Below are 9,137 nucleotides of genomic sequence, written 5' to 3'. Positions count from 1 at the left end.
GGTGGCGACGATGAGCTACATAATCCCACCGCGCCGCCAGGAGTATCCCTGGCGGTCACCGCTGCATTGCATGCGGAGAGAAGACACCTGCTGCTCAACAGGCGTCGATATTCCGCTTGAACCCAGGTCCGCAGGCATTCGGCTGGTTGTTCATGGTCTGATAGACCCGCGAATTGGGATTGGCCGTCGTGCAGGCGGCGAGGCCAGCCAAACTTGTAGCCAGAACAAGCGAGACAACGAGCATGCGCATGATGATCTCCTGATCGAGGGCCAATCCAGCGGCCGCAAAAGCGCCGCGCGGAGATTCAATGAGCAAGGTGCGAAGTTGTTCAATGCGCAAGAACTTCGTGGTCGAATTGTTGAGGCCGTTAATTTGCTTTGATTATTTACACGCGTCGTCGACCATGGCTCGCGGAATAGGCAGTCCATCGAGACATGAATGTCGCGAAGCGCCTCTAGAGCGTCGGTGCAGTGGTCCGCTCGACCGCGGGCTGGCTGGGGCGGGAGGATTCGAACCTCCGAATGGCGGTACCAAAAACCGCTGCCTTACCGCTTGGCGACGCCCCATCGTGTCGAGCGGCCTGGCGCCGCGACGCTGGTCCTATAGCCGGAAGGCGGACGGGCTGCAACGTCGACGAAGACGGGAACGCTCGTCAGCGATGGCCTGAGGCGCGGGCGTGCCGGGCTGCGAGCTGGAAACGTAGTTCTCGTCTGAAATGAGCGATCGGTCGCAAGTAAGCTCAGGCAGGTCGGACCACGACGCCCGGTGTTGCCCACGCCTTGCAGTTCGCCTGTCCTGGGGCGAAAGTGGCATGAATGGTAATCGGGAAACGAACCTCATGACGGATGAGCCGATCAAAGGACCAGCTTCCTACTTTCCTTCCATCGAGAAGAAATACGGGCGACCCATCGCCGAATGGCAAGAATTGGTGCGCAGGCACCTTCCGGCAAAGCACATGGAATTGGTTGCCATGCTGAAGAACGACCACGGGATGGGCCATGGCCACGCCAATGCGGTGGTGGCGTACACGCTCGCGGCGGCGAGCGGCTGAGCCCGTATTCTCCGAGCGGCATGTTCGGCGCCCTCGGCTCGGATTTGCGCCCGAGCGACGCCGCAGAGCGCGGTCGGCGCATGTTTGAGGCGATCTAGCGCGCACAGCCTCGTTCCGGACTCCCTCGCCGGCGTGCCCGCCCGAGCTGCTGTCACGCCTGCGCGTTCCTATTCATCCACAGGGGCATTTCGGCGCTTGCGGCGCACCGAGGGCGTCGCTATAACCCCGCTCGCGATGGTCACGGAGTGTAGCGCAGCCTGGTAGCGCACGTCGTTCGGGACGACGGGGTCGCAGGTTCAAATCCTGCCACTCCGACCATCGCCAAATCCCTGAAAACACTGCTCTTTTCGTTTCGACGCTTCCGGCGTGATATTGGCGTAACGACAGTTATGCGACAGAAACGCCCGAGTTGAGCGCGCCGGCGCGCCATCGGGCATCCCCCAGATTGCCTCAGCACGAGTGGCCATTGGATTGGGCAGAGGATGGCTTGAACAATAATCGACTTTTGATAAGGTCCAGCGCGGCTTTCAATCAGGGGATGCGCTATGGCGGAAGTGGTAGACCAGACAAATCTCTCGGACGAGGAGGTGGCTAGGCTCTATCAAATTGCCGCGCCTATCACGGCCGTTACCACGAACGCATCCACAATTCAGATCACTTGGGCTGGTAACGATGCGGTCTTGCTGTTCGGTCGGCCGCAGCCGCTCTTGCTGCCTGATGGCGGCATGCCGCCCTTTCAAAGGACGGAGTTCACAGCAATTATTCACATGAGTCAGCAGTCGCTGAAGGATTTTAGCCTTGTTGTCGCGAACGCGATCGCTAATTACGAGGCCAGATTCGGGGAGATTGTGACGGAATTTTCAAGGCGCAGCTCTGACAGCCAATGAGCTCCCCGATTCTCATCATCAGAACGGAGATCATCTCTTCGATCGATGAGGTGCACCTATACGACACGACACTGGCTCATATTCACGAGGGCCACCCTGAAGTGCAGGTCTACCTCCCTAGCATTTTGAATGCTATTGAACAGGCCATTGTCAGCCCCACATTCGTGGAGTTGAGCTACGGGAACTCGCTGGTTTTCGTCGATGAGAGTTCGACGAACCACTCGGGGGACCCATTGAGAGTGCCGGTGAAGATTGTTCAAGGCACGTCTGGCAGAGTGAAGACGGCCTTTTTTGCGACCACACAGCAGGGCGGCAATATCCTGTGGAGTAGGTCATGAACGACATCAGCACATTCATTGTCCGGTACGACCGCACCAATGATGTTCTCTATATCGCGACCAAGTCGGCTCCTGCAGCTCGTGGCGTCCAGGATGCTTGGGGCATTCTCTGGAGGTACGCTGGCGACGGTGACCTGATCGGGGCCACGATCATGGATTTTGACGAGCTCTGGGGAGATCGAACAGCGGAGCTTGCAGCCAAGCTTGCGTCTAGCTTCGATATTCCAGAACCACAAACTGAGATCACCCTCGATCACATTCTGGATCGGTGAAGGCAGGGGCCGGCACCCGCTTCCGCCTTCGCCGCGTCAAGACGACCGCCCCCGATCCGTCGCAGATCTATCGCGTCACCCTTGACGGCCGCACGGTCGGGACGATCATCGAGCACAAGCTGCCAAGCTATCACGTCACCTGGTCCGTCACCGCGATCGTCGGCCGGCCGCCCGGCGTGCAGAATGGCATGGCCGCGTCCCTAGAGGCTGCCATGAATGACTGGCGCGAGATGTGGGAGAAGGTAGAGGCCGGGCCGCACGGACCGCCGTGACCTTCACGCCCTGTCGAGGATATCCGCGTCGGCGGCTGCCTTAACCAGTGCGGATCGCGCCCGGTCGACAGTGCCGCTACCATCGAGCGCGGCGAGGCAGGCCTTTAGTGCCGGCCGATAGCTTCGCGGGCGACGAACCTTGGCCGGCCAGCGCTCAAGCAGCCAGTGAGCCGCGCCCTCGACGTCGGTGAGCCCGCGGCTAGCGGTCGCCGTCTCCCAGACTGATACGCGCGGGAATGGATGGCCCATGGTCGCTCCTCTCGAGTCGGGGGACTCAAGGCGGCGGCAGCGAATCAGTTCCAGCCTATGGCGACAGGAAGGGGGCCAGCGCCGGCATGGCGATACGCGATCCGACGATCATGCCGGCGATGAAGGCGCCAGCGCCGATCGCAAGGCCGACCCGCATCCATGCCCGGCGCGGCACCCGGTCATCGATCGTGTTCGGCGCGGTGATATGGAGCACGCCGCCGAGGATGAACAGGAAGATCATGAAGCCGAACATCGGCGAGTAGCGCATCCACTCGGGAAAGCCGGTCGCCCGGGACCATATACCCCAGCCACGAAACAGGATCGTCGCCAGCCAGGTGACGACGATGCCGAGGATGAGCTGATCGGTTTTGTCGGGCCGCGCGTGGGTCGCCGCCCGGATCGCCTCCGGCGCATAGGAGATCATCACGGCCGTCGAGACACCAAGCAGGATGCTGTTGAGGAGTTCGATGAAGCCGGGGCCCGAGAACAGCCAGGCGACCGGCCAATAGCCGATCAGCAGCGACACCGCGATCCAGACCGTGCGGCTGCGCGCCAGATCTTTAGTGACGTCCATTGGGGCTTTTCCTGTTTCCAACACGCTCAACGGTGTCCTCGACCATCTGCCGAAGATCGGATGTGCTGCGCCGCACCCGCGCCATGGCGGCGTCGTGTGCTTCACGCGCAACGGTGCGTTCCTCGTTGAGAACCGCGAGGGCCTCATTCCCGCGCTCAAGCGGCGAGAGGATCGCATGCAGCATGCTGGAGAGGGTCATCGTGCGCCCTTCCGCTCGATCGCGGCGCGCAGGGCATCGAGGCCTCGCGTAACCGCCTCCTGGCCGTCGGCGACGGCTACCGCCGCATCGGTTGATGCTTTCATGATGGTCAACGCTTCGCGCTGCTCTGCGATGCGTTTGTCCTGAACTTCATTGAGGCGGGTCCACAGCAGCCGGATCGCCGCGGCCATGGCGACCGCGGCCGGCGCGACCAGGGCGGTGACGATCCACTCCGGTGTCATTTCGGCGCCGCCCCAGCCTTGCAGACATCGACGGTGGCCGTCGCCGCCCGCTCGCCGATCAGCGCGTATTGCTCGCGCTGGCGATCATACCAACGGCCGAAGCAGTCGATTATCTTGTTGGCCTTGACCCGGCCGGCCTTTTCGGCACCGGCAACGTCTTTCCACTTTGCCGTCGGCAGCGGATCCGCGACAACGACCTCGCGGACATAGTCGGGCTTCGCCGGCAGGCTGCGTTGCTCGATCGCGAGATATCTATCGGATCGATCGCATCCAGCGAGCGCCAGCGTCACCAACAGTGTCGTCGCAATCAGAACCAGAAGACGCGGGCGGGGCATGCAGGATCTCCTGATTGCGACGGTCCGTCTCGGCGATGACATCGGCATCGGCCGCGGCGTCGTCGCGGGCGCCCTTGTCGATGCGAAGATCGGCCTTTGCGGCATTGAGACGGGACTGGACGGCGGCCGTTTTGTAGGCGGCGATCTCGCGATCGGCGAAGGCCCGCGTCACCTTGTAGGAAGCGAAGCCGCCGACCGCCGCGCCGACGACGATGGCGATCGCCATGCCCTTGAGGCCAAAGACGGAGGGGAAGCTCATGGGTCGGCTCCCGGCCACGGCGGCAGGTCGACCGTTTGCCCAGCGAGCTCATGCGTGCAATCGCCGAGGAACTGGATGCGTCCGTTCGTCACGAAGGAATGGCAGGCTCCGGGATAGAGGATGCTTGGCGTGAGCGTCGGCGCTTTAGCGTTTCCATCCCATTCATGAGGGCCACCGTGCGTTTTCAGGCGGACGACATGCTCGGTCCGGCAGCCTGGGCAGTAGAACGCCAACTTGCCGGCTCTATCGATGCTGCGAAGGATCGGCGAGAGCGCACCCATCACAGCCCGCTCACGCAGAGCTCGGCCTCGCCGATCCGGGTCGCATCGCCCATCTCGCGGCGCTTGACGAGGCCGGACACCGTCTTCCCGCCGGCCTTGTTGAAAGCCGTCGCCGCTTCGCAGCTCTCGCGCAGCTTGCCGAGCCGTGCGAGCCGCGCCGCTTTCGAATTGCAGGCGGCGCCGGTCCCGACATTGTAGGCAAGCGAGATCATGCTCGCCTGCCAGCTGATCGGCCGCTTCTCGAAACCGAAGATGCAGCCCTTGAGCGGCTCGAAATAGTCACGGCGGACGCGGACGGCGAGGCGCTGATCGCATTCGGCGGCCGTCACCTTCATGCCAGGGCGGACATTCGCCGTGTCGCCGTCGCAGATCGTCAGCACGCCGACGATATCCCGATAGGCGATGAGGCTGCGGCCCTCCCAGGGCTGGATCAGGACGACGCTCGCCAAAGCGACGGCGCCGGCCGCGCCGGCTCCGGCGATCGCTGTTCTCGCCCGCCGGCTGCTTTGGATCTTATTGACCGGCATCGTCGCCCCCCATCGTCTTCGGCTGCGCGACGAAGCGGGCGACGAAGGCGCCCGCCACGACGATCAGCGTCAGCATTGCGAAGAGGCGCGGCGGGATCTCGTCACCGATGATCGGCAGCGCGACCTCGAGGCCCGAGAACAGCGCCGCGAGCAGGATGAGACGGATCGACCACGCGTGCTTCAGCACCGCGCGCCAGTCACTGACGAGCTTCATGGGGAACTCCGGGGGATGAAATCTTAGGAGGTCAGCGTGACGAGCGCGGCAGACCTAGGTCGTCGCGTTGTTGTGCACGAAGTTGTCAAAGACGGCCGTAAAGCCGGCATTGACCCAGAACCCATGGCGGGTGCCGGAATAGCTGGCGTCTGTGATCGAAATCACCTGAAGGCCGTTGACGCGCACCTTGATTGATGACCCGCTGAGGATGAGTTCCCACTGGTCATTGACCGCCACGGCGCCGCCAGTAGCAAGGGCAGTGTAAGAATTGGCAGCGGTACGCTTCGAGAGCGTCAGCGTCCCATTGCTCGCCCAAAGAATATAGCCGTTGACGTTTCCGGTGCCGGTCGCCCGGAAGACCATGCCGTGGTTGTTGAGCGTCGGGTTGACGACCTTCATCTTCAACGTGCCGTCCGCTTGGCCGTCACTGATGTAGAGGTCGTTGGCGTTCAAGCTTGGGACGCTGTTCGCCTTGAGCTGGTTGCTCGCAATAACCCAGTCGCCAGTACCTTGTGCGAGCGTCCAAGCATAGCTGCCGACTTCGGTCGACCCTACGGCTCCATCCGAGCGGGTAAAGGTATCACTCGCATAGTCGACAACCGGGGCACCGGCCGTCGCGGTGGCAGTGCTAGAATAGGTTCCGGCCCCGATCGAATTCGTGGCGCGGATGCGGAAATCGTAGCTGCTGCCCTGCGTAAGGCCCGTCGAGACCGAATAGCTCGTCGTCGCTACATCGATCGTTGCGACATCGGTCCACGTGCCCGCCCCGGCCGGGCTCGACTGAATCGTCTGCGAAATCAGCGTGGCGCCGCCGTCGGTTGGCAGGGTCCAAGCCAGTGTAACCTGGCGGGCCGTCGTCGCCGAGACGCCCGTGGGAGCCGATGGCGCAGACGGAGAGCCAGACGCATAAGATGGCGCCGGCGAAGTATATGCGGCTTCCGAAGCCGCGCTGAGCCGGTTGAGACCTTGCCTCTGGGTCGGGATCGCGCTCCGCACCACATCCGTGATCCGCTGGGCAGCATAGGCGTTGCCGGCGTCATTGAGGTGGATCGTATCGGTCCCGACCATGATTGCGCTCGACCAGCCATTGTCGACGCCGACCGAGACGAGTGTGGGGAAGTCTGTCAGCACAGCGGCGCACGCCGCCTGATAGGAGGCCAAGCGAGCATCTTCCGCGCCCGACCGGCCGAGACCGCCGGGCTTATACCAGATCACGCTTGGCGGGTTTGCAGACGGGATCAGCAGCCCGCCGAATGTGACCGTCCCCGAAGCGACCGACACCCGCACAGTGTGATTGCCGGCCCCGTAGCCGGACAGGAGGAACGCGCCGGTGAATGCCTGCGCATAACCACCGGTGGCGATCGTCGCGGCCAGCGCGCCGCCGACATTGCGGACCTCGGCAGAGCCGGCGGCAGTCGTCGTCGTAAACAACAGCCAGCATGAGTCGCCTGTCCAGGCGACATCGAAATAACTACCAGCGGCCGAGGCGACGGAAGAAGCCCATCCGGGCCCGTAGACAACGGCGGCTGACTGCGCGGTCACCTTGGCACGCGCAGTGAGGGTTGCGAGAATCGTCCGCATCGCAAGCGCCGAGGTCGGTGCGTTCGATGTGTCGGGGTATTGGAAGACGTCGTTCAGCAGGCAGTCGGCCAGCCCCACAAGGCCGCGCGTGTTCGGCGTCCACCCCGCCAGGACCGCTGCGGCGACCTGATCGGAGCGCGTGCCGGCAACGGCCAGATTGGTCTTGCTGGCTACGCGATGGCGATTGGCGAAGCGATCGAAAAAGAGCGTCCCAACATCGGCGTTTTGCGAGGGGTTGTTGCCGTAGGAATCCCCGAAAATGTAGAACGGGACGCCCTCAAGAGGGAAGATTTGCGTGTTGCGGAGCGCTTGCTTGCCAGCGCCAGAGGCGGGGATCTGGGGGAAAGGCATCTTCAGCTCCCGGTGAAGTAAAAGACGTCGCCGGCGGCGCCGATGACATAGACCTGATTGGCATTCGAAGGCGTGCCGGACCACGCATCCCCAGGCGAGAGGCGAAAGCCATTGCCTGTGCCATCATCGGTCGTCGTGACGCTGGAGCCGCCGACGAAACCGTTGCCGGAATTGGTCTCGCGCGCCCTGATCACGAGGCCGTTGATCAGCGCTCGGGATGGAAGCTGCACGGGCGATCCGGTCATGAGGATCTGCCCATAGGTAAGCGTCCCAGGTGCGGACGAGACCTGTCGCACCGTCGGAAGCGCGATGACCTGCGGATCGCCGGCCGCATCCTTGACCGTAATTTCGGTGACAGCCATGTCAAAAATCTCCGAAAAGGGCGATGTAGCCGCTGTTGATGGGTTCACTGAAATTGAGATGGCCGCTGACGCCGGCCGCGACGCTGAGAATCTGGATGCCGACGTCAAGGATGGCAGCGGATCGGGCCAAGCCGATCAGACAGATCGTTTCGTCGACGTCGAGATCAGCGCGCGGGCAGATGCCGCCCGGCGTATCGCTGAGAAAATAGGCGGCGCCGGGGACGAGCGTCGCGCCGATCGTGAGCTCGCCGGACTTGTGAACGAAGATCGGCTGACCAGATCCGGCACCATTGAGGGCGATGCCGAGCGTCGCGCGGGCAGCGACCGTCTCGGCATTGCTGTCGGCGAGCAGAACGCGGCGGCTCGCCGGATCGAGATACACCGCCTTGCCGGCCGTGATGACCTCACCGGCAAGGCCGGTGAAGCGGACGGCATTGGCTCCGGCGACGACGCTCGCCGCCGTGACGGCAAGGTCAACCATGGCAATTACCCGCCGCCGAGCGTTACGCCCGGAAACTGGATTTTCACGGCCAGGACAGAAGTGGATTTGGCGATACCGAGCAGACAAACATATTCGCCGGCGCCGACGTCGGCGACCGGGCAAATGCCGCCCGGCGTATCTGAGAGGTAGTAGGCCACGCCAATTGAAAGTACGGCGCCGAGGGTCAGGTCCCCAGACTTGTGAACTACGATCGGCTGACCCGGAGCGGCGCCATTGAGCGCGATGCCGTCCGCCTCGCGCGCCTCGGCCGTGGCCGAATTGCTGTCGCCGAGCATGACCCGTTTCGTCGTCGGGTCGAGGTAGACGGCCTTTCCGGCAGCAACCACTTCCCCGGCGAGGCCGGTGAAGTATGCGGAATCAGATCCGGCGATGACATTCGCCGGCGTAATGGAAAGGTCCGTCATGACACTGCCCCTTGGTTTGCGCTTTTGGTCTCAGTGGCACCGGATGGGGGGTGCCGGCCCTTGGCCGACCCCGAACCAACGGCTCGTTTCGAAGTCTTCACCGGCGCGGTATCAGCCGCGAGCCGGGCGTTCTCGCTTTGCAGCGATGCGTTCTCCGCAGCCAGCACGGCGACGAGGTCGGTCGCGTCATTGCGCTGCTTGCGCAAAGCGATGACGAGCGGGTGATTCATGATTTC

The 9,137-nt window shown here is 63.2% G+C and carries 19 protein-coding genes and 2 tRNA genes; 5 read left to right on the top strand and 16 right to left on the bottom strand.

Features of this window, described 5'->3' with window-relative positions:
- Positions 1-94: 94 nt before the first annotated feature.
- Together BUB39_RS25380 and BUB39_RS02190 are read right to left on the bottom strand one after the other, a co-directional pair.
- Positions 95-250 (bottom strand): hypothetical protein, encoded by a 156-nt coding sequence (locus tag BUB39_RS25380; protein ID WP_175561704.1) that lies wholly within the window; start codon positions 248-250, stop codon positions 95-97.
- Positions 251-492: 242 nt separating this feature from the next.
- Positions 493-567: transfer RNA gene (locus BUB39_RS02190), tRNA-Gln, on the bottom strand.
- Between the two features lie 272 nt (positions 568-839).
- Here BUB39_RS02190 and BUB39_RS02185 point away from each other — a divergent pair.
- The 5 genes from BUB39_RS02185 to BUB39_RS02160 all read left to right on the top strand — a co-directional run bounded on the left by BUB39_RS02185 (position 840) and on the right by BUB39_RS02160 (position 2,821).
- Positions 840-1,052 (top strand): DUF4287 domain-containing protein, encoded by a 213-nt coding sequence (locus BUB39_RS02185; protein WP_073051403.1) that lies wholly within the window; start codon positions 840-842, stop codon positions 1,050-1,052.
- A gap of 241 nt (positions 1,053-1,293) precedes the next feature.
- Positions 1,294-1,370 (top strand) — tRNA-Pro (locus BUB39_RS02180).
- 227 nt (positions 1,371-1,597) lie between these two features.
- Positions 1,598-1,939 carry a hypothetical protein gene (locus tag BUB39_RS02175; RefSeq protein WP_073051402.1) on the top strand — a complete coding sequence of 114 codons (342 nt, stop codon included), beginning with the start codon at positions 1,598-1,600 and terminating at the stop codon, positions 1,937-1,939.
- A gap of 334 nt (positions 1,940-2,273) precedes the next feature.
- The gene (locus BUB39_RS02165) at positions 2,274-2,549 is read left to right on the top strand and encodes a DUF2283 domain-containing protein (protein WP_073051400.1); all 276 of its coding nucleotides are present in this window, start codon (positions 2,274-2,276) and stop codon (positions 2,547-2,549) included.
- Complete coding sequence (locus BUB39_RS02160; protein ID WP_073051399.1) at positions 2,546-2,821, top strand: hypothetical protein; 276 nt, start codon at positions 2,546-2,548, stop codon at positions 2,819-2,821. Before BUB39_RS02165 ends, BUB39_RS02160 begins: the two co-directional genes overlap by 4 nt.
- Before the next feature lie 3 nt (positions 2,822-2,824).
- Here the strand turns inward: BUB39_RS02160 and BUB39_RS02155 are convergent, their stop codons facing one another.
- Genes BUB39_RS02155 through BUB39_RS02090 form a run of 14 tightly spaced genes read right to left on the bottom strand, consistent with a single transcriptional unit; the run spans position 2,825 to position 9,131 of the window.
- Entirely contained in the window at positions 2,825-3,070 is a 246-nt protein-coding gene (locus BUB39_RS02155; RefSeq protein WP_073051398.1) for a DUF982 domain-containing protein, read from the bottom strand.
- 55 nt (positions 3,071-3,125) lie between these two features.
- Complete coding sequence (locus tag BUB39_RS02150; RefSeq protein WP_073051397.1) at positions 3,126-3,644, bottom strand: hypothetical protein; 519 nt, start codon at positions 3,642-3,644, stop codon at positions 3,126-3,128.
- On the bottom strand, positions 3,631-3,843 hold the full coding sequence (locus BUB39_RS02145) for a hypothetical protein (RefSeq protein ID WP_073051396.1): 213 nt from the start codon (positions 3,841-3,843) through the stop codon (positions 3,631-3,633). The genes BUB39_RS02150 and BUB39_RS02145 overlap by 14 nt, the downstream gene beginning before the upstream one ends.
- Positions 3,840-4,085: a hypothetical protein gene (locus tag BUB39_RS02140; RefSeq protein WP_073051395.1), complete on the bottom strand. Its 246-nt coding sequence runs from the start codon at positions 4,083-4,085 to the stop codon at positions 3,840-3,842. Before BUB39_RS02140 ends, BUB39_RS02145 begins: the two co-directional genes overlap by 4 nt.
- Positions 4,082-4,375: a hypothetical protein gene (locus BUB39_RS02135; RefSeq protein WP_073051394.1), complete on the bottom strand. Its 294-nt coding sequence runs from the start codon at positions 4,373-4,375 to the stop codon at positions 4,082-4,084. Before BUB39_RS02135 ends, BUB39_RS02140 begins: the two co-directional genes overlap by 4 nt.
- Positions 4,338-4,679, bottom strand: coding sequence for a hypothetical protein (locus BUB39_RS02130; protein WP_073051393.1), 342 nt, complete (start codon positions 4,677-4,679; stop codon positions 4,338-4,340). Before BUB39_RS02130 ends, BUB39_RS02135 begins: the two co-directional genes overlap by 38 nt.
- Entirely contained in the window at positions 4,676-4,960 is a 285-nt protein-coding gene (locus BUB39_RS25665) for a ubiquitination-like system serine protease family protein (RefSeq protein WP_073051392.1), read from the bottom strand. Before BUB39_RS25665 ends, BUB39_RS02130 begins: the two co-directional genes overlap by 4 nt.
- On the bottom strand, positions 4,960-5,487 hold the full coding sequence (locus tag BUB39_RS02120; RefSeq protein WP_073051391.1) for a lysozyme: 528 nt from the start codon (positions 5,485-5,487) through the stop codon (positions 4,960-4,962). The genes BUB39_RS25665 and BUB39_RS02120 overlap by 1 nt, the downstream gene beginning before the upstream one ends.
- Positions 5,474-5,701, bottom strand: coding sequence for a DUF7940 domain-containing protein (locus tag BUB39_RS02115; protein WP_073051390.1), 228 nt, complete (start codon positions 5,699-5,701; stop codon positions 5,474-5,476). The genes BUB39_RS02120 and BUB39_RS02115 overlap by 14 nt, the downstream gene beginning before the upstream one ends.
- 54 nt (positions 5,702-5,755) lie before the next feature.
- Positions 5,756-7,633, bottom strand: a complete 1,878-nt coding sequence (locus BUB39_RS02110; protein ID WP_073051389.1) for a fibronectin type III domain-containing protein — start codon at positions 7,631-7,633, stop codon at positions 5,756-5,758.
- A gap of 2 nt (positions 7,634-7,635) precedes the next feature.
- Positions 7,636-7,995 (bottom strand): hypothetical protein, encoded by a 360-nt coding sequence (locus BUB39_RS02105; RefSeq protein WP_073051388.1) that lies wholly within the window; start codon positions 7,993-7,995, stop codon positions 7,636-7,638.
- A 1-nt stretch (position 7,996) separates the two neighbouring features.
- On the bottom strand, positions 7,997-8,476 hold the full coding sequence (locus BUB39_RS02100; protein ID WP_073051387.1) for a hypothetical protein: 480 nt from the start codon (positions 8,474-8,476) through the stop codon (positions 7,997-7,999).
- Between the two features lie 5 nt (positions 8,477-8,481).
- Positions 8,482-8,901, bottom strand: a complete 420-nt coding sequence (locus BUB39_RS02095) for a hypothetical protein (protein WP_073051386.1) — start codon at positions 8,899-8,901, stop codon at positions 8,482-8,484.
- On the bottom strand, positions 8,898-9,131 hold the full coding sequence (locus BUB39_RS02090) for a hypothetical protein (RefSeq protein ID WP_139251314.1): 234 nt from the start codon (positions 9,129-9,131) through the stop codon (positions 8,898-8,900). The genes BUB39_RS02095 and BUB39_RS02090 overlap by 4 nt, the downstream gene beginning before the upstream one ends.
- Positions 9,132-9,137: the final 6 nt, after the last annotated feature.

It is taken from the genome of Kaistia soli DSM 19436 (assembly GCF_900129325.1).
In the GTDB taxonomy this organism is placed as follows: domain Bacteria; phylum Pseudomonadota; class Alphaproteobacteria; order Rhizobiales; family Kaistiaceae; genus Kaistia; species Kaistia soli.
Note: the sequence above shows the minus strand (reverse complement) of the source record. Positions and strands in the feature narration are given on the sequence as shown.